Genomic DNA, 25887 nt, shown 5'->3' with positions numbered 1-25887 from the left:
CTTCGAAAGGAACCTCATGGAGAGCACTCAGACCTCATCGACCGATCCCGGCATCGTCGTGGACCACCCCGAGGTCCGCATCGCTGAGGGCGTCGTGTGCGGTCGCTGGCGCGATACCACGGCACCCGGATCCGGCGCGCGCGGGAACCTGCGCTCGGCGGCGTTCCTCGGGATCCCGTTCGCGGAGGCTCCGGTGGGGGAGCTGCGGTTCGCGGCGCCCGAGCCGAAGAGGCCGTGGCAGGGAGTGTTCGACGCCGCCGCGTTCGGGCCCACCGCGCAGCGCGGCGACCCCGGAGTGACCCTCATCCCGGAGCCGAGCGTGCCGGGCGAGTCGACGCTGAACGTCAACGTCTACACGCCGTCCCCGGTCGCCGCGGTACCGGGCACCGGCCTGCCGGTGCTCGTCTACATCCACGGCGGCGGCTACTTCGCCGGATCCCCGGCCAGCCCCTGGTACGACGGCCGCAACTTCACCCGCGACGGCGTGGTCACCGTGACCATCTCGTACCGCCTCGGCTTCGACGGCTTCGGCTGGATCGAGGACGCCCCCTCCAACCGCGGCGTGCGCGACTGGCTGCTCGCGCTGGAGTGGGTGCAGCGCAACATCGCGGCCTTCGGCGGGGATCCGTCGCGGGTCACGATCTCGGGGCAGTCCGCGGGCGGCGGGGCGGTGCTGACCCTGCTCGGGATGGAGCAGGCGCAGCACCTGTTCCACGGGGTGTACGCGATCTCCGGCGCGCTCGGCGACGTCACCGCGGCGAAGTCGGAGGCGTTCGGGCGCGACCTGGCCGCACAGGCCGGTGTCGAGCCGACCCGTGCCGGGTGGGCGGCGCTGAGCGAAGAGCAGGTCCTCGTGCTGCAGAAGAAGGCGACCGAGCTCGGCCCCGACGCGTTGAACGAGATCGTCGACGGCGGCCTGCCGCTGGGGCCCGCGATCGACGGCGACCTCATCCTGCGCCCCACTCCGGAGTCGCTGCGGGCGGGCGTCGGATCCGACAAGCCGCTCGTGCTCGGCGCCACCGACGACGAGTTCACCATGGCCATGGCGGACGCGGGCAAGGCCATGGCGTTCGTGCCCAAGCGCCTGCTGCTCGGCAAGCTCGGCGTGCCGAAGGACGTGCAGAAGGAGTACCTCGCCGCGAACGCGGACGTCGTCGCGAAGGGCAAGGCGCGCCTGGCCGGCCGGGTGCTCACCGACCGGATGTTCCGCGTCGCGATCCTGAAGATCGTGCAGGATCGCGGCAGCGCACCCACCTGGGTGTACCGGTTCGCGTGGCCGTCGGGGCACTTCGGTTTCGCCGAGCACTGCCTCGATGTGCCGTTCTTCTTCGACTGCCTGGACGGCCCCGCGATGGAGCCGCTCGCGGGCCCGAACCCGCCGCAGGCGCTCGCCGACGAGGTGCACGCGGCGGCCGTCGCGTTCATCGTGGGCGGGGATCCGGGCTGGCCCCGGTACGACGGCACGAGCCGGATCGCGCGCGTGTACGACACGCCCTCGCGGGATCAGGCCGACGCGTACGCCTCCGTGCAGCCGCTGCGGAGAGCGTGACGGCAGGAGCGCCTCGGGGGGTCAGCGCGCGCGCTGATCTCCGAGGGTTTCGCCCGGCTCCATCAGGTCGAACAGGGTCTCGATGAGGGCGGACATGTCGAGCTCCGGCTCGACGAGCAGCTGCATCTGGGCGCCGTCCGACACGGCCTGCAGCAGCCGCGCGGCGAGCATCGGATCGATGCCGCGGCGGATCCGTCCCTCGGCTTGCGCATCGGCGATCGCCTGGGCCCATCGGTCGCGCAGGCCCGTGCTCCGCTCGGCGAAGAACGCCCGGGACGGATGCGCGGGGTCGGCGGCGTCGGCGGCGAGCCGGGTGAACAGCTCGACCAGCCCCGGCACCTGGGCGTTGTGCCGGACGATGTCCAGATAGCCGTCGCGCACCTCGTCGATGGTGGCGCCGTCCAGGGCCTCGACGTGGTCGGCCATGTCGATCTGGTCGCGCGTGCGCAGGATCTCGACAAACAGCTCGTCCTTGCTGTCGAAGTAGTGCAGGAGCCCCGCCTGGCTGAGGCCCACCTCGTCCGCGAGCTCCTTCACCGAGGCGCCGTGGTACCCCTCGCGGGCGACCACGGCGAGGGCCGCGCGCAGGATCTCCTCGCGCTTCGCGATCCCTTTCGCATAGGAGCCTCGTCGTGCCATGACCCCGAGACTATCCGGGTGCGAGGCCTCGACGCTGAAAACCGAATAACACTTGCTTTTTGATTCAGGACCTGGTGAAGTGGGGCTACCCCGAGCGTCATCCACGAAGGAGTCGACATGACAACGCCCCGTGACCACCTGTCCGAGCTCAGCACCGCCGAGAAGGCGTCGCTCATGAGCGGCAAGGACTTCTGGACCCTGAAGCCCATCGACCGCGTCGGCGTGCCGTCGATCATGGTCACCGACGGTCCGCACGGACTGCGCAAGCAGGCGGCCGAGAGCGACCATCTCGGCCTCGGCGCGAGCGTCCCGGCGACGTGCTTCCCGCCCGCGGCCGGCCTCGGATCCTCGTTCGACCCCGAATTGGCCGAGCGCGTCGGCGTGGCACTGGGCGTCGAATCGGCGATCGAGGACGTCGCGGTCATCCTCGGCCCCGGCATCAACATCAAGCGCTCGCCGCTGTGCGGGCGCAACTTCGAATACGTGTCGGAGGATCCGATCCTCGCCGGAGTCATCGGCGCAGGTCTCGTGCAGGGCATCCAGTCGCAGGGCGTGGGATCCTCGCTGAAGCACTTCGCCGCGAACAACCAGGAGTTCCAGCGGATGACCACGTCGAGCGACATCGACGCGCGGCCGCTGCGCGAGATCTACCTGCGCGGGTTCGAGCGCGTCGTGAAGGACGCCCATCCGTGGACCGTGATGTGCTCGTACAACAAGATCAACGGTGTCTACGCTTCGCAGGATCCGTGGCTGCTCACCACCGTGCTGCGCGACGAGTGGGGCTTCGACGGACTCGTCGTCTCCGACTGGGGCGCCGTGAACGACCGCGTGGCCGCGCTGGTCGCGGGCCTCGACCTGGAGATGCCGGGCAGCGACGGGGCATCGGATCGCGCCGTGGCAGCCGCGGCGGAGGCCGACCCGGCTTCGGCCGCCGCCCTCGATGCCTCGGCCGGCCGCGTGCTCGACCTCGTCGGCCGGGCGCAGGCCCGTCCGGCCGTCGCCGGCCCCCTCGACGTGGACGCGCACCACGCCCTCGCCCGCGAGGCGGCACGGCGCTCGATCGTGCTGCTGAAGAACGACGACGTCGACGGTGCTCCGCTGCTGCCGCTCGCCGCCGACGCGTCGATCGCGCTCATCGGCGAGTTCGCCCGCACGCCGCGGTTCCAGGGCGGCGGCTCCTCGCACATCAACCCGACCCGCGTGGACTCCGCGCTCGATGCGCTCACCGCGGTCGCCGGCGACCGTGTCGCGTTCGCGCCCGGCTTCGCGTTCGACCCCGCGGCCGACGATCAGGACGCGCTCCGTGACGAGGCGGTCGCGCTCGCCGCCTCCCGCGACGTCGCCGTGGTCTTCCTCGGTCTCACCGACGCGGAGGAGTCTGAGGGCTTCGACCGCGAGCACATCGACCTGGCACCGCACCAGTTGGCGTTGCTCGACGCGGTGATCGCCGCGAACCCGCGCACGATCGTGGTGCTGTCGAACGGATCCGTCGTCGCGCTCCCGTTCGCTGATCGGGTGCCGGCGATCGTGGAGGGGTGGCTGCTCGGCCAGGCCGGCGGATCCGCGACCGCCGACGTGCTGCTCGGCGCGGTGAACCCGTCCGGACGCCTCGCCGAGACGATCCCGCACCGCCTCGAGGACACTCCGGCGTTCGGGAACTTCCCCGGCTCGAACGGGCATGTCCGCTACGGCGAGGGGATCCTCGTCGGCTACCGCTGGTACGACGCGCGCGACATCGCCGTGAGCTACCCGTTCGGCCACGGCCTGTCGTACACGTCGTTCGCGTATGGAGCGGTCGCAGCGACCGTGGCGCCCTCGGGCGATGTCGTCGTGACCGTGCCCGTGACGAACACCGGAACCCGGGACGGCCGCGAGGTCGTGCAGGTGTATGTCGCCCCGGTCGCCTCGATCGTGGAGCGCGCGCCGCGCGAGCTCAAGGCCTTCGCCTCGGTCGAGATCGCCGCGGGTGCCACCGCGGAGGTCGTGCTGACCGTGCGCCGTCAGGACCTCGCCTACTGGGACGTGCGCGTCGAGCGCTTCGTCGTCGAGGGCGGCGCCTACCGGGTCGAGGTCGGCGCGTCGAGCCGTGACCTGCGCGCGACCGCGACCGTCGAGGTCGCCGGTGACGCCGTCGTCGTGCCGCTCACGCCGGAGTCGCCGCTGTCCGAGGTGTTCGCGCACCCCGTGGCAGGGCCGATGGTGGCGCAGGCGTTCGCCGCGATGCAGGAGCAGCTCGGCGGCACCGGCGACGACGGCATCATGTCGGGCGAGGCGATGACGAAGATGATGGGCTCGTTCCCGATCGGCCGGCTCCCCTCGTTCGGCTGGGGCCTCGACCGCGACGGCGTCGCCCAGCTGCTCGCCGCCGCGAACGCCCCGCAGGGGTAGCGCGGCTTATTGGGGTCGTTGAGCGAGGACCGATCCTGGGGTCGTTGCGCGAGCAGCGACGAAGGAGCAGCGAGACGAAACGCGGTTCCCGCCGAGAGCTCCGCTCTCACCGGGACGGATCCCGACCCCGCCTCCCGCCGAGTGCACGGGATCCTGCCCAGTGCACGGGATCCGCACGTCAACAGGCCGTGCGCTCGGCGGGAGGCGGTGCAGTCGGCGCGGACCGTTGGCCGTACCGGAGCCTCAGCCTGCGTTGCGGCGTGCTTCCCAGCCGGAGCGGACCATCTCGTCGACGGTGTGCCGCATCGTCCAGTCCAGGTCGCGTGCGGCGAGCGTGCCGGTCGCGACGATCCGGTCGGGGTCGCCCGGCCGGCGCGGGCCGATCTCGGAGACGAAGGCGATCCCGGTCACGCGCGCCATGGCGTCCATGATCTGGCGGACCGAGAGCCCGTCGCCGGATCCGAGGTTGTAGGCGGCCTCGATCGGCAGCCCGGCGATCATGCGCTGGGCGGCGGCGACGTGTGCGAGCGCGATGTCGCCGACGTGCACGTAGTCGCGCACGTTCGTGCCGTCCTCGGTGGCGTAGTCGTCGCCGTTGATGCGCGGGGTCTCGCCGGCCAGCAGCTTCTCGAACACGATCGGGAACAGGTTGTGCGGGCTGACGTCGTAGACGGTCGGATCCGCCGATCCGACGACGTTGAAGTAGCGCAGCGAGGTGTGCACGAGCGGGCGCTCGGATCCGGCCGTCGCCACCGCCTCGTCGCGCAGCAGCCATTCGCCGATGAGCTTCGACTCGCCGTACGGGCTGGCCGGGCGCTTCTCGGTCTCCTCGACCACGAGCGGGACGTCGGGGGTGCCGAACACGGCGGCGCTCGACGAGAACACGATGTTCGCGACGCCGGCCGCGGCCATGGCCTCGAGGATCACCCGGGTGCCCTCGACGTTCTGCGCGTAGGTGTGCAGCGGGCGCTGCACCGAGACTCCCGCGTACTTGAACCCGGCGACATGGATCACGCCCTGCACACCGTGGTCGCGGAGCGTCTGCTCCACCAGATCGCGGTCGAGGATGCTGCCCTCGATGAGCGCGACGCCCTCCGGCACGAACGAGGCGCGCCCGCTGGAGAGGTCGTCGAGCACGACGGGCGTGAGCCCGGCCGCCGCAAGCGCACGCACCACGTGCGATCCGATGTAGCCGGCGCCGCCGGTGACAAGCCAGGACATGGGACTCCTTCCGTCGCGCAGACGCGCGTGTTCATTGTGTCAGCGGTTCGCTGGGGATCCCGGATCCCGGATCAGCTGCCGCATCCGCCGTCAGGCCTCGCGGCGGGGGCCGTCCGACGGGGTGACCGTGAACAGGTGCGGTTCCGCGAATCCTGCCTGCGCGAAGGCGGCACGCACGGCGACCGAGACGGGCTCGACCAGCGCGTGGTCGACGAGAGCGATCGCTGAGCCGCCGAAGCCGCCGCCGGTCATCCGGGCGCCGACCGCTCCGTGCGCGAGGGCGGTGTCGACGGCCGTGTCGAGCTCGGCGATCGAGATCTCGAAGTCGTCGCGCATGGACGCGTGCGAGGCCACGAGCAGCTCGCCGATCGCTCTCGGTCCGCGTTCCGCGAGCACGGCCACGGTGTCGAGTACGCGCTGATCCTCCGTGACGACGTGGCGGACACACCGGAAGTCGACGTCGTCCAGCAGTTCGGCGGCGCGCGGCAGATCGGCCACGGTCACGTCGCGCAGGGCCGGCACCCCGAGCGCCGCAGCACCGCGCTCGCAGGACGCCCGACGCTCGCGATAACCGCCCGTGGAATGCGCATGCTCCACACCGGTGTCGATCACGAGCACCTCCAGGCCCGCCTCGGCGAACCCGAGTGGGATCGAGCGGGTCTCCAGCGTGCGGCAGTCCAGGAAGACGGCGGCATCGGCCCGGCCGAGCATCGACGCCATCTGGTCCATGATCCCGGTCGGCGCGCCCACGGCCTCGTTCTCGGCGCGGCGGCCGGCCCGGGCGAGCGTCACGGGATCCAGTCCCAGGCTCCACAGCTCGTTGAGCGCGGATCCGCTCGCCCCCTCGATCGCCGCCGACGACGACAGCCCGGCGCCGACGGGGACGTCGGACGTGATCGCGATGTCGACGCCGGGGAGCGCGGCGCGCGCCGCCGCGGGAATCAGCGCCCGCAGCACCCAGGCGACGCCGAGCGGGTAGGCCGCCCACTCGGGCACGGCTGGTACCTGCGAGCCCGTCGTCGGGAAGAGCGCCTCCAGCTCGTCCAGCGCCACCTCGACGGCGTCGTTCGCGAACGAGGAGGCGACGCGGATCCGTCCATCGGTGCGGAGCCCTGCGGCCGCGAACGTGCGGTGCTGGATCGCGAACGGCAGCACGAAGCCGTCGTTGTAGTCGGTGTGCTCGCCGATGAGGTTCGCACGACCGGGAGCCGACCAGACGCCGGCGGGATCGGATCCGGTCAGGGTGCGGAACAGGGCGGCGGCGGTCATCGGGTCTCCTCGGTGGTCGGTGCCGGAACGGAGGCGATCGCCTCGCGGAGGCGCGCGGCGGCGTCTTCGGGCAGGATCTCGGCGGTCCAGGCCGCCATGGCGGTCTCGGATCCGGCCAGGAACTTCAGCTTGTCGGCGGCCCGTCGCGGGCTGGTGAGCTCCAGGCGCATCCGGATCGTGTCGCGACCCACGTGCACGGGCGCCTGATGCCAGGCCGCGATGTACGGCGTCGGGGATCCGTAGAGCGCGTCGACGCCGCGCAGCAGGTGCAGGTAGAGGGGGGCGAGCTCGTCGCGCTCCTCGTCGGAGAGGGCGGCGAAGTCGGGCACGTGCCGACGCGGCAGCACCTGCACCTCGAGCGGCCAGCGCGCGGCGAACGGCACGAACGCCGTCCAGTGCTCGCCCTGCAGCACGACCCGATCCGAACCCTGCTCGCTCTCCAGGATCCGCGCGAACAGGCTGCGGTCGGTGCGATCGATGCTGTCCCGGAGGCGCTGGGTGCGCGGCGTCACATAGGGGTAGGCGTAGATCTGCCCGTGCGGGTGCGGCAGGGTCACGCCGATCGCCTCGCCGCGGTTCTCGAACGGGAACACCTGCTCGATCCCGGGCAGTGCCGACAACGCGGCGGTGCGATCCGCCCAGGCCTCGATCACGGTGCGCGCACGGGTGACGGACTGGGTGCCGAAGGATCCGGCGTGCTCCGGGCTGAAGCAGACGACCTCGCAGCGGCCGACGCTGGTGCGTGTGCGCTGGAGGCCGATCGCCTCGAGATCGTCCAGGCCGCGGGGCGGGTTCAGGGCTTCGGGCGCACCGCCGAAGGCCTCAGCGAGGGCAGGGCCGAACGAGGGCGAGCGGTTCTCGAACACGGCGACGTCGTACCGCGACGGCACCTCGGACGGGTTCGTGGGCGTCTGCGGCGCGAGCGGATCCGCATCCGCGCTGGGCAGCATGACGCGGTTCTGGCGCTTGGTGGCGAACGTGATCCAGTCGCCGGTGAGCACATCCTGGCGCATCATCGCGGTGTCGGAGCGGGCGTCGAGGTCGCGGGCGTCGACGTTCCGATCCGGGCCGAGGGCGGTGCCGGGGTCGTCGTAGTAGATCAGCTCGCGGCCGTCGGCGAGGCGGGTGGCGCGGCGGACGACGCCCGCGCCGAGGGCGGAGACGGCCGCGCCAGCGTTCACGGCGGCGGCCGCCCCGGCGTTCACGCCCGCCGGAGTGGTGCCGAACTCAGGATCGATTTCCATGTTCACGTAAACACGGTACGTCATGCGGCGTGGTAACGTCAACATTCCTGAGTTCGGCACACGTCGGAACGCGTGTCGCACGGCGAGGACGATCCGCCACGGTGCGCGCGGCAGTGACGGCGACCCCCGCGACGGCACAGGGCCATGACGGCGAAGGGGCGATTGTGACCAGGTACGACGATGAACTGCGCGAGCTGGAGGCCATCGCAGACGGCACGGCCGGGGCGGACAACGGCGCCGCACCGACCCGGCGCGGGCCCAAGCCGAGCGGACGGGTGTCGATGGCCGTGGTCGCCGCGCACGCGGGAGTGTCCGGCCAGACCGTGTCGCGGGTCGTCAACGACAGTCCGCGCGTGGATCCGGCCACCCGCGCCCGCGTCGAAGCCGCGATGGCCGAGCTCGGCTACCGTCCGCATCGCGCCGCGCGTGCGCTGCGCACCGGGCGCTCGCGCACGATCGGCGTGGTCGCAGAGACCCTGGCCACGGTCGGCAACTCCGCTCTGCTGCAGGCCGTCGCGGAAGCCGCCGAGGCGCGCGGCTATGCTCTCGCGGTCGTCACCCTGGGGGCGGCGGGCAGGATCGGCGAGGCCTTCGACCGACTGCACGACCAGGGCGTGGACGGGGCGATCGTGCTCAACGAGGCGTCGGCCCTCGCGCGGGATGCGGATCCGGCCGGGCTCGCGCTCGTGGTCGTCGATGCGCCAGCGGATCCCCGCTTCGCCGTCATCGGCACCGACCACGCGGCCGGGGCGAGGGCCGCGACCGCCCACCTGCTCGACCGGGGAGCGGCGAGCGTGCACCACCTCGCCGGCCCCGCGGGATCCTTCGCCGCCGCCGAACGCGAGCGCGGCTGGCGCGAGCAGCTCGCAGCGCGCGGACTCGAGGCGCCTGAACTCCGCCGCGGGGACTGGAGCGCCGCCTCGGGTCATGCTGCGGGACGGCGGCTCGCCGCGGATCCCTCCGTCGTCGCGGTCTTCGCCGCCAACGACCAGATGGCGCTCGGCCTGCTGCGCGCGCTCGCCGAGGCGGGGCGGCGCGTGCCCGAGGACGTCGCCGTGCTCGGTTTCGACGACATCGCGGACGCCGCCGAGTTCCGCCCCCCGCTGTCCACGGTGCGGCAGGACTTCGGCGCGCTGGGCGAGCAGGCTGTCCGCCTCGTCGTCGACCGCGTCGAGGGTCTCGACGATCAGACGCAGGATCCGCCGCTGCTGACGCCGGTGCTGGTGGTGCGCGCAAGCTCCTAGGGACCCGGCCAGGATTCCGCGGCGGCAGCAGCGGCCGCACCCATCGCCGCAGCCGCCGGGGCGCAGAACAGCTGCACCTGCAGGCGGTCAGGGCCGGGGCTCGTACCTCACCGGTGGCACGGAGGCGGCCACGAGAGCACGGAGCTCCTCCAGGGTCCCGTCGCCGAGCCGGCCGAGCGCACGGGCCTGCACCAGCACGTTGCCGAGCGCGGTGGCCTCGACCGGGCCCGCGAGCACGGGAAGCCCGGAGCGGTCGGCGGTGGCCTGGCAGAGCAGGCTGTTCAGGGATCCGCCGCCCACCAGGTGCACGGCGTCGATCTCACGCCCGGACAGCTCCGCTGCGCTCGCCAGCGCGTCGGCGAAGGCCGTCGCGATCGACTCGACGATGCTGCGGACGAAGGCGGGCCGGCCAGCCGGAGCGTCGGTGCCGAGCAATGCCGAGATGCGCGCGGGCATGTCACCCGGCGCGCTCAGCGACGCGTCATCGGCGTCGAAGAGCGGTGCGTCCCCGGAGAGGTCGGCGGCCGCGGCCAGCAGCTGCGGCAGGTCGATCGGTGCGCCGTCCTCCGCCTCCCACGCCCGCACGGTTTCGCTGAGCAGCCACAGTCCCGTGACGTTGTGCAGGAATCGGAAGCGATCATCGACGCCGCGTTCGTGCGTGAAGTTCGCGGCGCGGGCGGCATCCGTGAGCACCGGCTCGGTCAGCTCGACGCCGACCAGGCCCCAGGTGCCGCACGAGATGTACGCGGAGTGCGGCGTCGACAGCGGCACGGCGACGACGGCGGAGGCGGTGTCGTGCGAGCCGACCGCGACCACCGGCAGGTCCTTGCCGATGCGCTCGGCGAGCTCGGGCCGCAGCCTGCCGATCACGGTGCCGGGGTCGACCAGCGGCGGCAGGATGCGCGCGGGGATGCCGATCCGCTCGGCCAGCTCGAGGTCCCACTCGCCGTCGGCCACACGGAGGAGGCCGGTGGTGGAGGCGTTCGTGCGCTCGGCGATCACGGCGCCGGTGAGCAGGAACGCGATCAGGTCGGGGATCAGCGCCGCGCGATCGGCGTCATCGAGGTGCGCGTCGGCGGCGAACTGGTACAGCGTGTTGAACGGCAGGAACTGCAGGCCGTTGCGTCGGTACAGCTCGGCGGGCGGGATGATCTCGTGCACCCGGGCGACACCGCGCGCCGAGCGGTCGTCGCGATAGTGGAACGGCTCCGCGAGCAGCCGGCCGTCGCGAAGAAGGCCGTAGTCCACCGCCCAGGAGTCGATGCCGATGCTCTCGATCCCGGGCTCGCGGTGCACGGCCTCGGCGAGTCCGGCGACGACGTGCTCGGAGAGCGCGGCGAAGTCCCAGTGCAGGCCGTCCTCGCGTGCGACGGGGCCGTGGGCGAAACGCGACACCAGCTCGAGGTCGATCCGGCCCCCGCTGATCCTCCCGATCATCACCCGGCCGCTGGTGGCGCCGAGATCGACGGCGACGACGACGGTCATGCGCTCATCGCAGGAAGGCGGCGGCGACGCCGGAGTCGACGGGGATGTGCAGACCGGTGGTGCGGCTGAGCTCGGGGCCGGTGAGCACGTACACGGCATCGGCGACGTTCTCGGGGACCACCTCGCGCTTGAGGATCGTGCGGTTCGCGTAGAACTGGCCGAGGTCCTCTTCGGCGACGCCGTAGGTCGCGGCGCGATTGGCGCCCCAGCCGGACGCGAAGATGCCGGATCCGCGGACGACGCCGTCCGGGTTGATGCCGTTGACGCGCACGCCGTGCTCGCCGAGCTCGACCGCGAGGAGGCGCACCTGGTGGGCCTGGTCGGCCTTCGTCGCGGAGTAGGCGATGTTGTTGGGGCCGGCGAACACGCTGTTCTTCGAGGAGATGTAGATGATGTCGCCGCCGAGCTTCTGCTCGATCAGGATCTTCGCGGCCGCCTTCGAGACGAGGAAGGATCCTTTCGCCATCACGTCGTGCTGCAGGTCCCAGTCGCTCTCGGTGGTGTCCAGCAGAGGCTTGGAGAGGGAGAGCCCGGCGTTGTTGACGACGAGGTCGACGCCGCCGAACGCGAGCACGGTCGCATCCAGCGCTGCCTGCACGGCGGACGCGTCGGCGACGTTCGCGGCGACGCCGATCGCGACGTCGCTGCCGCCGAGCTCGGCCGCCGCGGCCTGCGCCTTGGCCAGGTCGAGGTCGGCGACCACGACGCAGGCGCCCTCCGCGGCCAGGCGGGTGGCGATGGCCTTGCCGATCCCGCTCGCGGCGCCGGTGACGAACGCGATCCGGCCCTGGTGGCTCGCCGGCTTCGGCATTCGCTGCAGCTTCGCCTCCTCGAGCGCCCAGTACTCGATCCGGAACTTCTCCGCGTCCGAGATGGGCGCGTACGTCGACAGCGCCTCGGCGCCGCGCATCACGTTGATCGCGTTCACGTAGAACTCGCCCGCCACCCGGGCGGTCTGCTTGTTCGCGCCGTAGGAGAACATGCCGACGCCGGGGACGAGCACGATCAGCGGATCCGCCCCGCGGATGGCCGGGGATGCGGGTTCGGTCGCCGAGCCGGCCGTCGCGTGGGCGTCGTAGTACGCCTGGTAATCGGCGCGGTACGTGGCGTGCAGCTCGTGCAGGCGCGCGATCTGCTCCTCGGCCGTCGCGGTCGCGGGCAGATCCAGGATCAGCGGCTTGACCTTGGTGCGCAGGAAATGGTCCGGGCAGCTGGTGCCCAGCGCGGCGAGCGTCGGGGCCTTCTCGGCGGCGAGGAAGTCGAGCACGACCTCGGCATCGCTGAAATGGCCCACCATGGGCCTGTCGGCGGACGCGATGCCGCGGATCGTCGCCGCGAGCGCGGCCGCCCGCTCACGCCGCTCCGTCTCGGGCAGCGCCGCGAACCCTGCCCGGACGGCGCCGAACGGCTCGGCCTTGCCGTGCGCGGCGATGTGCGCCGCGGCCGTCTTGATGATCCAGCGCGAGTTCACCTCGGCCTCCTCGGAGCTGTCGCCCCACGCCGTGATGCCGTGCCCGCCCAGGATGCACCCGATCGCGTCCGGGTTCGCGGCCTTGATCGCCGCGATGTCCAGGCCGAGCTGGAACCCGGGCCGCCGCCACGGCACCCAGGCGACCCTGCCGCCGAAGATCTGCGCGGTCAGCTCCTCGCCGTCCGCGGCCGTCGCGATCGCGATCCCGGAGTCGGGGTGCAGGTGGTCGACGTGCGCCGCATCCACGAGCGCGTGCATGGCCGTGTCGATCGAGGGCGCCGCCCCGCCCTTGCCGTGCAGGCAGTAGTCGAAGGCCGCGACCATCTCGTCCTCCCGCTCGGCGCCGGGGTACACGTTCTGCAGGGCGCGCAGCCGGTCCAGGCGCAGCACGGCCAGCCCCCGCTCGGTCAGGGTGCCGAGGTCGCCCCCCGATCCCTTCACCCACAGCAGCTCGACCGGATCCCCGGTGACAGGATCCGTGTCGGTGCCCTTGGCGGAGGTGTTCCCCCCGGCGTAGTTGGTGTTTCGCGGATCCGCCCCGAGGCGGTTGCTGCGCGCCAGCAGGGCGGCGGCGGTCGGGTTCGTCATGTCAGCGTTCCTTGGTCAAGTCGTCGATGGGTTCGGAATCATCCGGGTCGTCCCCGTCAGCGGAGGCCAGGGGGTGCGCTGACGGGGACGACTCGAGGGAGGGGAGGAGGTCAGGCGCCCCAGCCGGCCTGGGTTCCGCCCACGCGGTCGGCCTGGATCCGCTCCTGATAGCCGGATGCGGCGTAGGCGGCCATCGGGTCGGCCGGCAGGCCCCGCGACTCGCGCCAGGCGGCCAGCGTCGGGCGCACGTCGGTGGAGAACGCGTCCATGAACACCGCGTTCGCGGCGAGCACGTCGTTCGCGGTCTGCGCTGCGGCGAGCGCCTCCCGATCGAGCAGCAGCGCGCGCGCGGTCATCTCCTGCACGTTCAGCACCGAGCGGATCTGCCCGGGGATCTTCGCCTCGATGTTGTGGCACTGGTCGAGCATGAACGCCACCTCGGGGTTGTTCAGGCCGCCGCCGCGGATCACCTCGACGAGGATCCGGAACAGCTGGAACGGATCCGCCGCGCCCACGATCAGGTCGTCGTCGGCGTAGAAGCGCGAGTTGAAGTCGAACGAGCCGAGCTTGCCCAGGCGCAGCAGCTGCATCACGATGAACTCGATGTTCGTGCCGGGGGCGTGATGGCCGGTGTCCAGGCACACCATCGCCTTGTCCCCGAGCGCGGCCACCTGCACGTACGACGTGCCCCAGTCCGGCACGTCGGTGTGGTAGAACGCCGGCTCGAAGAACTTGTACTCCAGCACGAGGCGCTGCTCGTCGCCCAGTCGCGCGTAGATCTGCTGCAGCGAGTCGTGCAGCCGGTCCTGCCGGGCGCGCATGTCACTCTGCCCGGGGTAGTTGGATCCCTCGGCGAGCCAGATCTTGAGGTCGCGGGATCCGGTCGCGTGCATGACGTCGATGCACGCGAAGTGGTGCTCGATCGCCTTGCGCCGGATGCTCTCGTCCTCGTGGGTGAGGGCGCCGAACTTGTAGTCCTCGTCCTGGAAGGTGTTCGAGTTGATGGTGCCCAGCGCGACGCCGTTGTCTTCCGCGTGGCGGCGGAGCACGCCGAAGTCGTCGACCTGATCCCACGGGATGTGCAGTGCGACCGTGGGGGCGAGGCCGGTGTGCCGGTGCACCTGGGCGGCGTCGGCGATCTTCTCGAAGGGATCGCGCGCGGTGCCGGGCGTGGGGAAGACCCGGAAGCGGGTGCCCGAGTTGCCGAACGCCCAGCTCGGCAGTTCGATCGCCTGCCGCGCCAGCGCGTCGGCGGTGGTGGGGGAGAACGTGGTCATGATGATGCGCTGCCTTCGTCGGGGGTCGTCGGGGTCGTGGGTGTGGTCGCGGGGGAGGCGGATCCGGTCGCCGTGGCGGATCCGGTGGCCGCCTCCAGCTGGTCGGCCAGGTGGAAGATCTCGCGGAGCGGCGTCGCGGCCTGATCGGGCCGTCCCTCGAGTCCGACGAAGTAGGGCGCCATCTCGGACTCCCATTGCGCCGCGATCGGAGACGCCGCGAGGTATGCCTGGGCCGCTGCGTCGTCGTCGCATTCGTAGTAGCCGATCAGGCGACCGCCCTCGGCGAGGAACAGCGAGTAGTTGCGCCGGCCGCTCGCGGCGATCTCGGCCAGCATCTCCGCGCGCACCGGGGTGTGCCGGGCGACGTAGTCGTCGATCAGCTCGGGCCGGATGCGCAGCTCGAAGCATCGGCGCTGGGTGGGTGCAGGCGGGGTCGTCATCGGAATCCCTCGACGGTAATGAATCGTTTCAAGACAAAGTAGCGCATGCGGATCCGCGGTGCAAGCATCGGTCCGGCGGACCGGATCGCCGCGGTGTCGGCATCACGCGGCGTCCGGATCCCGATAGGGTCCAGATGAATCGATCCAGAGGGAGCATCGTGGTCAGCGTCAAGGACGTCGCCGTCGCCGCCGGCGTGTCGGTCGGCACCGTGTCGAATGTGCTCAATCATCCGGACAAGGTCTCGCCCGCCACCGTGCAGCGCGTGCAGCAGGTCATCGCGGAGCTCGGGTTCGTGCGCAACGACGCCGCCCGGCAGCTGCGCGCCGGGCGCAGCCGCAGCATCGGCCTGGTCGTGCTCGACGTCGGCAACCCGTTCTTCGCCGAGGTCGCCCGCGGCGCCGAGCAGCGCGCTGCGGAGGAGAACCTGGTCGTGCTGCTGGGCGGGGCCGATCAGTCGCCGGAGCGCGAGTCCGCCTACCTCGACCTGTTCCGCGAGCAGCGCGTCCTCGGCGTGCTGATCACCCCCGTCTCGGATGATCTCGCAGCGCTGCGCCGACTCGACGCGGCCGGGATCCCCGTGATCCTCGTCGACCGGGAGATGCCGGAGGAATCCTTCCGCTCGGTCTCGGTCGACGACGTCGAGGGCGGCTATCTCGCGGTCTCGCATCTGCTCGAGCGGGGACGCCGGCGGATCGCGGTGGTCGCCGGCCCCGCCTCGATCCCGCAGGTGGCCGACCGCCTGGAGGGCGCCCGGCGCGCCGTGGCGGAGCATTCCGATGCAACGCTCGAGGTGATCGAGGTCGCCGCGCTGACCGTGCTGGAGGGTCGTGAGGTCGGCGAGCGGATCCGCCTGGCGCAGGATCGGCCGGACGCCGTGTTCGCGGTGAACGACCTTCTCGCCGTCGGCGTGCTGCAGGCGCTCGCGTTCGCCGGCAGCGGAGTGCGCGTGCCCGAGGACGTGGCGCTGATCGGCTACGACGACATCGACTTCGCCGCCTCGACCGTGGTTCCGCTGAGCTCGATCCGCCAGCCCGCCCGGATGCTGGGCAGGACGGCGGTGGATCTGCTGCTGGCCGAACCCGAGGGCGCGGGGGAGCGCACGATCCGCTACCGCCCCGAGCTCGTGGTGCGGGAGTCGACGGCCGGGGTCTCCGCGAACTGACGACGGGCGGCGCGCGGCCGCCTTCGAACGAGCAGCGCGCTGGTATCGGCAGGTCACGATTCGGTGAATGTCGGCGATCGGCCCGGGCCCCCCGAACCAGATGCGCGAGTACGGGCACCGTCACTTCGTTCGCCTGTGGAACCCCGAAGTTCAACTTCTGACGCGCTCCCTGAAGAGGCGAGACGCCCGGTCGGATCCGTTCCGGCCGGGCGTCTCGGCGTTCCGAGGTCGCCCCGCTTACGGCACCACGAGCACGCCGTTGCGGCGGTGCGGCAGATGCGCGAGCGCCTCATCGCGGAGCACGTCGGGCAGCAACCGGGCGGGGGCGTCCTGGAAAGCGACCGGCCGCAGGAACCGGCGGATCGCGGTCGCTCCGACCGAGGTGTGCAGGGAGGCGGTCGCCGGCCAGGGCCCTACTCCACGTCGTGACCGAGGTCGGGGCGGGTGAGGAACCGCGCGGTCGCGTCGACGATGTCTTCGAGCTCGACCAGGACGACCTCGTTGTGCCCGACCCGGGTGACCGGTGCCGGCACGTACAGCGTCCGCTGCGGGCCGCGCCGCCAGTACCGGCCGAGGAAGAAGCCGTTGACCCAGGCGTAGCCCTTGCCCCAGCCGCGTGTGTCCAGGAACAGGTCGGCTGCGGCGTCGAGGGTGAAGGACCCGCGCAGCCCGACCGGTCCCGCGATGCGCCCCTGCACGATCGAGCCGGAGCCGGACTCCGGGCCCGCCGCGGAGATCGCGGTGCCCAGCCCGGCCACGTCGAACGTGCGCACCTGCCACGGCCCCACGAGTGGCGCGCCGTCGAGTAGCGGGGCGCCGATCAACCCCTTCGCCTCGCCGATCTTCGTGTCGTAGTTGACCCGGCCGGACTCCTCCACGAGCAGGCGCAGCTCGGTGCCGTCCGGGAGCGTCAGCGCCTCGTCGCCGATCGTGCGCTGCAGACGCCCGACGGGACGTCCGTCCCGGGTGACCCACGCGTAGTCGCGGATCCCGGCTTCCAGCACACCGGCCCCCCGCGCACGCGCCGTGTACTCCACGAGTACGACATCCGATCCGAGCTCGTCCATCGACGGCGGGGTGGCGAAGGATCCTCGCTCCGTCGCCACGAGTGCAAGCGGATCCGGCACCGCCTCGAGCGGGACCGCGAACGCCGGGGCGTCGGCGGGTTCCGGCAGCGATTCGTCGGGCACGGGAGCGTGGCGTGAGATGACCTCGCGGAACGCGCGGAACTTCTCGGTGAGATCGCCCGACTCGCTGATCGGCGCGTCGTAGTCGTAGCTCGTGACCATCGGCAGATAGCGTCCGGAGTCGTTCGCGCCGTTCGTGAGGCCGAAGTTCGTGCCGCCGTGCACCATGTAGATGTTCACCGAAGCGCCGGCCGCGAGCAGCCGGTCGAGGTCGGCGGCGCTGTCCGCGAACGTCGTGGTGTGGTGCTTCTCGCCCCAGTGGTCGAACCAGCCGCACCAGAACTCCATGCACATCAGCGGGCCCGTCGGCTGGTGCTCACGCAGTGTCGCGAGGCGTTCGTCGACCCGGCCGCCGAAGGATCCGGTCTTGTGCAGTTCGGGATGCGCTCCGCCCTCGAGCATGTGCGGGATTGGCTGGTCGACCTGGGTCAGCGGCACGGTGATGCCGCAGGCGCGGGTCACCCGCACGAGCGTCTCGAGGTACGCCGTGTCGGATCCGTAGGCGCCGTACTCGTTCTCGATCTGCACCAGGATCACGCTGCCGTTGCGGTCGATCTGCCGCGGCACGACGATCGCGTTCACGCGCTCGAGGTACGCCGTCACTTCGGCGAGGTACCGCGGGTCGCTGCTGCGCAGCCGAATCGTCTCGTCGGCCGTGAGCCAGGTCGGCAAGCCACCGTTGTGCCACTCGGCGCAGACATACGGGCCGGGTCGGACGATCGCGTGCATGCCCTCCTCGGCGACGATGTCGAGGAACCGACCCAGGTCGACATCGCCGTCCTCGCGCCAGTGCCCCCTGACCGGCTCGTGCGCATTCCAGGCGACGTACGTCTCGATCGCGTTCAGGCCCATCAGGCGCGCCTTGCGGATCCGGTCCCGCCAGAGGTCCGGATGCACGCGCGGGTAGTGCATGGCACCGGAGATGATCCGATGCGGCGCACCGTCGAGGAGGAAGTCGGTCTCGCCGATCTGGAAGCGGGAGGTCATGGCAACGAGTGTACGGTAAGCGCTTTCCTTTTCGCGGCGAACTCTCGCGTGCCGGAAGGGCGCCCCGGCCAACGCGGGATGGGACCTCACGAAATAATGCTTTGACACGTTTCATAGTGCGAGATATTGTTTCGGTAAGCGCATTCCCGTGAGGGTGCGCCCGCGCGGTGCCGAGGCAGGCGCGATGCATCAAGACGATCAACGGAGACGACAGATGCGTGATTCGGGGGGCGGTTCCTGGGCGCTGCGCGCGCAGTCCGCGTGCGATGGGGTGCTGTTCGCCGCCCTCATCAATCTGCTCTGGCTGATCTTTGCGGCGGCGGGCCTCGTCGTCCTCGGGACGGCGCCCGCGACCATCGCGGCGGTCGTCCTGATCCGGCGGCGGCTGCGTGGGGACGTCGTACGCGTCTGGCGCGAGTTCCCCGCGGTCTGGGCCGCGGAATTCGGCCGGGCGAACCTGGTGCTCGCTCCGCCGATGGCCGTATGCGCGCTGCTCGCGGCGAGCACGGTCGCCTTCGCGCGGATGGGTGGTGCAGGAGCGGCAGGCACCGTGATCAGTGCGCTCTGCTTCTCCTTCGCATTCCTGCTCTGCAGCACGCTCGCGCCGCTCTACGCACACTACGAGCTGCCGCTCGGGCGCTACCTGATCACCACGTCGCGGTGGCTCCTGGGCAACCTCGTGCACGCGCTGCTGCTGGCCGTCGCCGCAGCCGCCATCGTGATCGCGACCTTCTTCGTGCCGGGGATCCTGCCGTTCTTCAGCGTCGGAGCCTGGCTCATGCTCAGCACGGCGCTGTGCATCGGGTTCTTCGACGCCAACGAGCGGCGGCTGTCTGCGGCCGTCCCGACCATTTCCATACCGACGCACGTTCACGCAAAGGAGCAGATATGAACAATCTCAGAGCAGTCGTCCATCGCAGGGCCCTGGCCGGCCTCGCCGTCGCCGCAGCGGGTGCGCTCGCGCTCGCCGGATGTTCGGGATCGGGGCAGGGCGCCGCCACCGGGAGTTCGGCGAAACTCACCTCGCTGTCGATCATGGCGCCGTTCCTGACCACCAATGCTCCTGCTGAGGGCAACGAGATCCAGAAGGCGCTGGAGAAGTCGATCGGGGTCAGTCTCAAGATCAACTGGGTGCCGAACGCCTCCTACGAGGACAAGACCAACATCACGCTCGCCGGGGACTCCATCCCGCAGGTCATGGTGATCCAGGGCAAGACGCCGGGATTCGTCAAGAACGCACAGGCCGGTGCCTTCTGGGATCTCACCTCGTATCTGCCGGACTATCCCAACCTGAAGACGACGTCGCCCGACGTGCAGGCGGCCTCCTCGATCAACGGCAAGGTGTTCGGCATCTACCGCGCGCGCGACACGATGCGCGAGGGCGTGATCATCCGCAAGGACTGGCTGCAGAAGCTGGGGCTCTCGGTGCCGAAGACGGTGGACGACCTCTACAAGATCGCCGATGCGTTCACGAACGACGACCCCGACGGAAACGGGGTCAAGGACACCTACGGCCTCATCATCCCCAAGTGGCCGGGCGGGATCGGCAGCAACAGCCCATACGACGCGATCGAGACCTGGTTCGGCGCCGGCAACGGGTGGAAGAAGTCGTCCGGGGGCAAGCTCGAGCCGAGCTTCATGCAGCCCGAGTGGCTCAAGGCCGTGCAGTTCGAGAAGAAGCTCGTCAGCGATGGTCTCGTGAACCCCGACTATGCGACGTTCGACTCGGCCAAATGGAACGAGCCGTTCCTGAACGGCAAGGGCGGCATCATCATCGACGTGCAGTCCCGCGCCGCGGTGCTGATGAGCCTGCTCAAGGAGAAGGACCCGGCGCACTATCAGGACTACATCGAGATCACGGGCAACCTGGAGTCGCCGTCAGGCACGCTCAACGCGCTGCCCACCGCGGGCTACAGCGGATTCCTCGCGATCCCGAAGACGCAGGTGCGTACCGCGGAGCAGCTGCGCGGCGTGCTCGCAGTCCTGAACAAGATGAACTCGCCGGAGGCGGGAAAGATCCTGAACAACGGCATCGAGGGTCAGACCTATACCGTGCAGGACAAGCTCGCCGTCGCCGTTCCCGGTGTCTCCCCGACGCTCAAGGACGACGTGAGCAGCTATGCCCAGCTCGGCACGAACGTCACCGGGTTCCAGGGGCTGCTGCCCAAGCAGGCCTCGGACTACGAGCAGCAGATGTATGACAAGCGCTTGAAGATCCAAGACTCCGACCTCGCGCACGCGGTGTTCAACCCCGCCGCACCGTACGTCTCCGACACCTACACCGCGCAGGGCGCGCAGCTCGACACGATCGTGTCCGATGCGCGGATCCAGTACATCGCCGGGCAGATCGACGAGAAGGGTCTCACCGACGCGATCGCGCGCTGGCGCTCGAGCGGTGGTGACGCCGTGATCAGCGAGATCAACAAGCTCTACAAGGCCAACAGCAAGTGATCGGCCGCTGCGGGGGCGGACGTCGCTCCGCCCCCGCAGCCCACCAGGAGAGGGGGCGCCATGACGCTCACCCGCGAGTCGAACATCGCCGTCACCGAGGTGCTCACTGTGCCGAGTCGCAAGCGCCGCAAGGGCGTGCGTGTGCACTTCAGCCAGTTCAAGTGGCTGTATCTGCTGCTGCTGCCCGGCCTCGTCTACTTCGCGTTGTTCCGCTATGGGCCGATGTACGGCGCGATCATCGCGTTCAAGGACTACGTGCCCTTCCTCGGCATCAACGACAGCCAATGGGTCGGGCTCAAGCACTTCGAGGCCTTCTTCGCGAGCCCTGACTTCGGGAGGCTCCTGGCGAACACGCTGATCCTCGCCGCGCTCAGTCTGCTGATCTGCTTCCCGATCACGATCATCGCGGCCATCCTGTTGAACGAGCTACGGGTCACCGTGCTCCAGCGCAGCGTGCAGACGCTCATCTACATCCCGCATTTCCTGTCGTGGACGGTTGTCGCCTCGCTCACCTATCTGCTGTTCGCGCTCGATCTCGGGCCGCTCTTCCAGCTCATCAACAGCGTGCTCGGCACCCACATCGACTTCCTGACGGACCCCGGCTGGTTCCGGCCCTTGATCGTGCTGCAGGACATCTGGAAGAACACCGGCTGGGGCACGATCATCTTCCTCGCGGCACTGGCCACGGTCGATCAGGAGCAGTACGAAGCAGCGATCATCGACGGCGCAGGGAGATTCCAGCGGGTCTGGCACGTCACGCTGCCCTCGATCCGGCCGACCATCGTCGTGCTGCTCATCCTGCGGATGGGGGAGGTGCTCAACACCGGATTCGAGCAGATCTATCTGATGACGAATTCGCTGAACCGCCAGGTCGCCGACGTGTTCGACACCTACGTCTACTTCATGGGCATCACGCAAGGCTCCTACAGCTATTCGACAGCGGTGGGCCTGTTCAAGGCCGTCGTCGGCGTGGTGCTGATCTTCGGCGCCAACTGGCTCTCCAAGCGCTTCACCCAGAACGGAGTCTTCTGATGGCTCGCGAACGTTTCCGCTTCAACACCCCCGCCGGGCGCGTGTTCGACGTGTTCAACGTCGCGCTGCTCCTGCTCGTCGGCGTCGTCGCCCTCGTCCCGTTCCTCTACGTGCTTGCCGGCTCCTTCGCCACCGAGTCCGAGCTGAGTACGCGCTCGTTCTTCCTCTGGCCCGACACGTTCAGCCTCAAGGCGTACGAGTCGATCCTGACCTCGCCGGCGTTCGTGCGTGCGATCGTGACGACGATCCTCGTGACGGTGGTCGGCACGGCGATCCAGCTGCTGCTCACCGCAGCCATGGCCTACCCGCTGTCCAAGGCGAATCTGCCGGGAGGCAGGGTGATCATGGGGCTCGTCGTCGTGACGCTGGTGTTCGGCGGTGGCATGATCCCGACTTTCCTCGTCGTGAAGGATCTCGGCCTGCTCAACACGTACTGGGCACTGGTCCTGCCCGCGGCGATCAATCCGTTCAGCCTGATCATCATCAAGAACTTCTTCCAGCAGCTGCCGGCTGAGCTCGAGGAGTCGGCGAAGATCGACGGCGCCAACGAGCTGCAGACGCTGTGGCGGATCATCCTGCCGCTGTCCAAGCCGGTGCTCGCGACCTTCGCCCTGTTCTACGCGGTCGGCATCTGGAACGACTTCATGTCACCGCTGCTGTACCTGAACGACTCGTCGATGTGGACCCTGCAGATGTTCCTGCGTCAGGTCACGGTCGCAACCGATCTCTCCATGGTCCAGGGCGACATGAGCGAGCTGCCGCCTGCGCAAGGCATCAAGTTCGCCGTGATCGTCGTCGCGACGGTGCCGATCCTGCTGATGTATCCGTTCCTGCAGAAGCACTTCGCCAAGGGCATGCTGATCGGCTCGGTGAAGGGATGACGGCCGGAGTGCGCGTATACGCCAATCCACTCGCGACTGCGGCGCAGGTCGCGGATTGGATCGCTGAGGGCCCGGTGCGGGCCGAGAGCGTCGACGGCGCCCTGCAGCTGTCGTCCGCGGGAGGGGATGACGACCACTTCACCTTCTGGTGCCCGGAGGAGTTCGGGGACCGGATCCGGGTGAGCTGGGAGTTCTCGCCCGTCGCCGAGCCGGGTCTCGCGATGCTGTTCTTCGGTGCGGCGTCTTCGGCGGGCGGGAGCATCTTCGATGACGGAGTCCTGCCCCGCGACGGCGCCTATCCGCAGTACCACTCCAGCGACATCCGCGCCCTGCACGTGTCGTATTTCCGTCGGCGCTGGGAAGGCGAGCGCGCGTTCCACACCTGTAACCTGCGCAAATCGCCGGGCTTCCATCTCGTGACGCAGGGGGCGGATCCGCTGCCGCCGGCGATCGATGCGCGCGGAGCGTTCTACCAGGTCGAACTCGTCAAGGACGGCGACGACGTGCGCTTCGGGATCGACGGACTGCCGCTGTTCTCGTGGCACGACGACCAGAGCACGGGCGCTCCGGTCGGCGCCGGCCGGATCGGGTTCCGGCAGATGTCCCCGCTCGTCGCCCGCTACCGCAACCTGGAGGTCTTCTCGCTATGACTGGTACCGCTCCCGCCGCTCGATCCATCGTCGCCGGGGAGGCCGTCCCTGCGCTGGAGCTGCGCTGGCTCGACGGCGCGCCGCCCGTCGCCCTGCCCGCAGGATGCACCTGGGGGACGCCGCTGCAGCGAGGAACCCTCACCGACATCGCGCGGCTGCGACTGCGTGCGGTCGACGGGGGCACAGAACCGGCGCAGTTCTGGCCGCTCGCGACCTGGCCGGACGGCTCACTGAAGTGGGTGGGCGCTGCGATCGGCGCCCGGAGCCAGCCTGCAGAGTACGAGCTCGTCATCACCGAGCCGCGGGCGGAGTCCGGGGAGCGCGAGGACGACGACCCGAGAGGCCGGGTGCACCAGGAGGAGAACGCGGGCGATGGCCCCGTCGTGATCGTCTCCGATCGGCTGCGTGTGACGTTCGGCGAGGCCGGGGGCGAAGCGCTCGTGCGCGGGATCCGGCACGGCGCATCCGTCATCGCCCGCGATGTGCGGCTGGTGAGCCTGCGGCAGGAGGGCATCGACGAGCTCGGCGGCGTGCGCGTGCCGGCGGCGTCGGTCGTCGACGAGGTCGTCGTGGAGCAAGCAGGTCCCGTGCGCGCCGTCGTGAAGGTCACCGGACATCACCGCGAGCCGAGCAGCAGGCGGGAGTGGCTCCCGTTCACGGTGCGCTTCGTGATCGTCGCCGGATCCGATCAGATCCGGATCGTGCACTCGTTCATCTGGGACGGCGATGCCGAGCGTGACTTCCTCGCCGGGCTCGGCCTCACCGCCACGGTGCCGCTGCGATCGCCCGTACATGATCGCCATGTCCGTCTTGCCGGGGCTGGCGGGGGGCTTTTCTCCGAGGCCGTGCGCGGGATCACCGGGCTGCGCCGCGACCCGGGCGCCGAGATCAGAGCCGCGCAGATCCGCGGAGAGGTGCTGCCGTCGTCGGACCGTTGGGATCATCGCGTGTCGGCGCGGCTGGAGCTCATCCCGGCCTGGAACGATTTCTCGCTCAGCCAGCTCAGTGCCGACGGGTTCACGCTGCGCAAGCGCACCCGGGCCGGACACGCCTGGATCGATGCGGGCGCCGGCACACGCAGCGAGGGCTACGTCGCGGTCACGGATGCGGCGACCGGCGGCCTCGGCATCGGCGTGCGCTCCTTCTGGCAGTCCTTCCCCGGGCGGCTGGACGTGCGGGACGCCGCCGGATCCGACGCGACGGTCACGACGTGGCTGCATGCGCCCGACGCTGCCCCGATGGACATGCGGTTCTATCACGACGGACTCGGCCAGGACGACTTCGAGACCCAGCTCGAGGGTCTGGAGATCACGTACGAGGACTACGAGCCCGGGTTCGGCGACGCGCACGGCATCGCGCGCACGCATGAGCTGACCCTGTTCGCGTATGGCGCCACGCCCGCCGTCGAGCGGGTCGCCGTCGAGGTCGCCGCGCTGCAGAATCCACCGCTGCTGCAGCCGACGATCGCGCAGGTGGAGGCGGCCGGGGTGTTCGGCGACTGGAGTCCGGTGGACCGGTCCACTCCGTTGCGGGCAGACATCGAGGACAGCATCGACTTCCTGCTCGAGTTCTACCTCGGCCAGGTCGATCAGCGTCGATGGTACGGCTTCTGGAACTACGGCGACGTCATGCACGCGTACGACGCAGACCGGCACGTGTGGCGTTATGACGTCGGCGGCTACGCGTGGGACAACAGCGAGCTCTCGCCCGACTTGTGGCTGTGGACCTCGTACCTGCGCACCGGACGGGCCGACGTCTTCCGCCTCGCCGAGGCGATGACCCGGCACACCGGTGAGGTCGACGTGTACCACCTCGGCCGGTGGGCAGGGCTCGGATCGCGGCACAACGTGCAGCACTGGGGCTGCAGCGCCAAACAGCTGCGGATCTCCAGCCCCGCGTATCGCCGCTACTTCCACTACCTCACGGCGGACGAGCGCGTCGGCGACCTGCTCACAGAGCTGCGCGACAGCGATCGGCGCTTCCTCGACACCGATCCGACCCGCAAGGTCCGCACGGACGCGGCGACCTACCGGCCGGATCCCGACGCGCTGGCGGTGGGACTCGGCACAGACTGGGGCGCTCTGGCCGCGACCTGGCTGGCCGACTGGGAGCGCACCGGGAACGAGCGCTCCCGTGACCGCCTGCTCGGCACCATGGCCGACATCGGCGCGCTGCCGCACGGTTTCCTCACCGGCGAGGCCCTGTACGACCTGGAGGCGGGGCGGTTCGACACGAGCCGCGATCGCATCGCCGTGTCGCATCTCAGTGCCGTGTTCGGCCTCGTGGAGATCGTCAGCGAGCTGCTCTCACTGGTCGAGGTGCCCGGGTTCCGAGACGCGTGGTTGGACTACTGCCGGTTGTACCTCGCGACTCCCGAGGAGCAGACCGCTGCCGTCGGCGCACCGCTTGAGGGGATCCACCTCGAGCAGGCGCACAGTCGGCTGACAGCGTTCGTCGCTGCGCACACCGACGACCCGGAGCAGGCAGCCGCACAGGCCGAACGCGCTTGGGCGGCCTTCGAGGGCGCGGGGGAGTGGCTCGTGCATCGGCGCGACTTCCGTGCCGAGCGGATCCGGCCGCCGTTCGTGCTCAACGCGGTCGACGAGGCGCCGACGGTGTCGACGAACGACGCCGCGCAGTACGGACTCGCGGCCATCCAGAACCTGGCGCTGATCGGCCAGTATCTCCCGCACGGCGAAGCGGGAGCCTGACGGCCGGACG

General features: G+C 70.3%; 19 protein-coding genes and 1 pseudogene. 10 read left to right on the top strand and 10 right to left on the bottom strand.

The genetic code is table 11. The annotated features are described in order from the left end of the window. Positions 1 to 16 precede the first annotated feature (16 nt). Positions 17 to 1549 carry a carboxylesterase/lipase family protein gene (locus ABD882_RS13085; protein WP_345187618.1) on the top strand — a complete coding sequence of 511 codons (1533 nt, stop codon included), beginning with the start codon at positions 17 to 19 and terminating at the stop codon, positions 1547 to 1549. Positions 1550 to 1570: 21 nt separating this feature from the next. Here the strand turns inward: ABD882_RS13085 and ABD882_RS13080 are convergent, their stop codons facing one another. Then, positions 1571 to 2188 carry a TetR/AcrR family transcriptional regulator gene (locus tag ABD882_RS13080; RefSeq protein ID WP_345187616.1) on the bottom strand — a complete coding sequence of 206 codons (618 nt, stop codon included), beginning with the start codon at positions 2186 to 2188 and terminating at the stop codon, positions 1571 to 1573. A gap of 117 nt (positions 2189 to 2305) precedes the next feature. Here ABD882_RS13080 and ABD882_RS13075 point away from each other — a divergent pair, with 117 nt between their 5' ends. Continuing rightward, the gene (locus ABD882_RS13075) at positions 2306 to 4576 is read left to right on the top strand and encodes a glycoside hydrolase family 3 C-terminal domain-containing protein (RefSeq protein WP_345187614.1); all 2271 of its coding nucleotides are present in this window, start codon (positions 2306 to 2308) and stop codon (positions 4574 to 4576) included. A 243-nt stretch (positions 4577 to 4819) separates the two neighbouring features. On the opposite strand, the gene galE is transcribed toward ABD882_RS13075, so the two are convergent. From galE to galT, 3 genes are all read right to left on the bottom strand, one after another. Next, a complete protein-coding gene (galE, locus tag ABD882_RS13070; RefSeq protein ID WP_345187612.1) occupies positions 4820 to 5797 on the bottom strand; it encodes a UDP-glucose 4-epimerase GalE in 978 nt (325 codons plus the stop codon). Positions 5798 to 5887: 90 nt separating this feature from the next. Further along, entirely contained in the window at positions 5888 to 7066 is a 1179-nt protein-coding gene (gene galK, locus ABD882_RS13065; protein WP_345187610.1) for a galactokinase, read from the bottom strand. Further along, a complete protein-coding gene (gene galT, locus ABD882_RS13060; protein WP_345187608.1) occupies positions 7063 to 8316 on the bottom strand; it encodes a galactose-1-phosphate uridylyltransferase in 1254 nt (417 codons plus the stop codon). The genes galK and galT overlap by 4 nt, the downstream gene beginning before the upstream one ends. 275 nt (positions 8317 to 8591) lie before the next feature. Between galT and ABD882_RS13055 the strand changes: the two genes are divergently transcribed. Continuing rightward, positions 8592 to 9554, top strand: coding sequence for a LacI family DNA-binding transcriptional regulator (locus ABD882_RS13055; protein ID WP_345188005.1), 963 nt, complete (start codon positions 8592 to 8594; stop codon positions 9552 to 9554). Between the two features lie 87 nt (positions 9555 to 9641). Here the strand turns inward: ABD882_RS13055 and ABD882_RS13050 are convergent, their stop codons facing one another. The 4 genes from ABD882_RS13050 to ABD882_RS13035 all read right to left on the bottom strand — a co-directional run bounded on the left by ABD882_RS13050 (position 9642) and on the right by ABD882_RS13035 (position 14815). After that, positions 9642 to 11039, bottom strand: coding sequence for a rhamnulokinase (locus ABD882_RS13050; protein ID WP_345187605.1), 1398 nt, complete (start codon positions 11037 to 11039; stop codon positions 9642 to 9644). A 4-nt stretch (positions 11040 to 11043) separates the two neighbouring features. Continuing rightward, positions 11044 to 13098, bottom strand: coding sequence for a bifunctional aldolase/short-chain dehydrogenase (locus ABD882_RS13045; protein ID WP_345187604.1), 2055 nt, complete (start codon positions 13096 to 13098; stop codon positions 11044 to 11046). Between the two features lie 110 nt (positions 13099 to 13208). Then, a complete protein-coding gene (rhaI, locus tag ABD882_RS13040; RefSeq protein WP_345187602.1) occupies positions 13209 to 14375 on the bottom strand; it encodes an L-rhamnose isomerase in 1167 nt (388 codons plus the stop codon). Next, complete coding sequence (locus ABD882_RS13035; protein ID WP_345187600.1) at positions 14372 to 14815, bottom strand: L-rhamnose mutarotase; 444 nt, start codon at positions 14813 to 14815, stop codon at positions 14372 to 14374. Before ABD882_RS13035 ends, rhaI begins: the two co-directional genes overlap by 4 nt. 134 nt (positions 14816 to 14949) lie before the next feature. Between ABD882_RS13035 and ABD882_RS13030 the strand changes: the two genes are divergently transcribed. Next, on the top strand, positions 14950 to 15978 hold the full coding sequence (locus tag ABD882_RS13030) for a LacI family DNA-binding transcriptional regulator (RefSeq protein WP_345187597.1): 1029 nt from the start codon (positions 14950 to 14952) through the stop codon (positions 15976 to 15978). Between the two features lie 237 nt (positions 15979 to 16215). Here ABD882_RS13030 and ABD882_RS13025 read toward each other — a convergent pair. Next, a pseudogene (locus ABD882_RS13025) lies at positions 16216 to 16392 on the bottom strand (aldehyde dehydrogenase (NADP(+))); the annotation flags it as partial. Then, complete coding sequence (locus ABD882_RS13020) at positions 16392 to 18152, bottom strand: glycoside hydrolase family 35 protein (protein ID WP_345187595.1); 1761 nt, start codon at positions 18150 to 18152, stop codon at positions 16392 to 16394. The gene ABD882_RS13020 and the pseudogene ABD882_RS13025, both read right to left, overlap by 1 nt. Before the next feature lie 214 nt (positions 18153 to 18366). Between ABD882_RS13020 and ABD882_RS13015 the strand changes: the two genes are divergently transcribed. The 6 genes from ABD882_RS13015 to ABD882_RS12990 are packed head-to-tail and all read left to right on the top strand — an operon-like array spanning position 18367 to position 25877. Beyond that, positions 18367 to 19044 carry a YesL family protein gene (locus tag ABD882_RS13015; RefSeq protein ID WP_345187593.1) on the top strand — a complete coding sequence of 226 codons (678 nt, stop codon included), beginning with the start codon at positions 18367 to 18369 and terminating at the stop codon, positions 19042 to 19044. After that, positions 19041 to 20603, top strand: coding sequence for an extracellular solute-binding protein (locus ABD882_RS13010; protein WP_345187591.1), 1563 nt, complete (start codon positions 19041 to 19043; stop codon positions 20601 to 20603). The genes ABD882_RS13015 and ABD882_RS13010 overlap by 4 nt, the downstream gene beginning before the upstream one ends. A gap of 60 nt (positions 20604 to 20663) precedes the next feature. Continuing rightward, entirely contained in the window at positions 20664 to 21635 is a 972-nt protein-coding gene (locus tag ABD882_RS13005) for an ABC transporter permease (protein ID WP_345187590.1), read from the top strand. Continuing rightward, the gene (locus ABD882_RS13000; RefSeq protein WP_345187588.1) at positions 21635 to 22516 is read left to right on the top strand and encodes a carbohydrate ABC transporter permease; all 882 of its coding nucleotides are present in this window, start codon (positions 21635 to 21637) and stop codon (positions 22514 to 22516) included. The genes ABD882_RS13005 and ABD882_RS13000 overlap by 1 nt, the downstream gene beginning before the upstream one ends. Then, the gene (locus tag ABD882_RS12995) at positions 22513 to 23166 is read left to right on the top strand and encodes a DUF1961 family protein (protein WP_345187586.1); all 654 of its coding nucleotides are present in this window, start codon (positions 22513 to 22515) and stop codon (positions 23164 to 23166) included. Before ABD882_RS13000 ends, ABD882_RS12995 begins: the two co-directional genes overlap by 4 nt. After that, positions 23163 to 25877, top strand: coding sequence for an exo-rhamnogalacturonan lyase family protein (locus ABD882_RS12990; protein ID WP_345187584.1), 2715 nt, complete (start codon positions 23163 to 23165; stop codon positions 25875 to 25877). The genes ABD882_RS12995 and ABD882_RS12990 overlap by 4 nt, the downstream gene beginning before the upstream one ends. The last annotated feature ends 10 nt before the right edge of the window (positions 25878 to 25887 follow it).

Source organism: Microbacterium panaciterrae, assembly GCF_039541635.1.
Taxonomy (GTDB): domain Bacteria; phylum Actinomycetota; class Actinomycetes; order Actinomycetales; family Microbacteriaceae; genus Microbacterium; species Microbacterium panaciterrae.
Note: the sequence above shows the minus strand (reverse complement) of the source record. Positions and strands in the feature narration are given on the sequence as shown.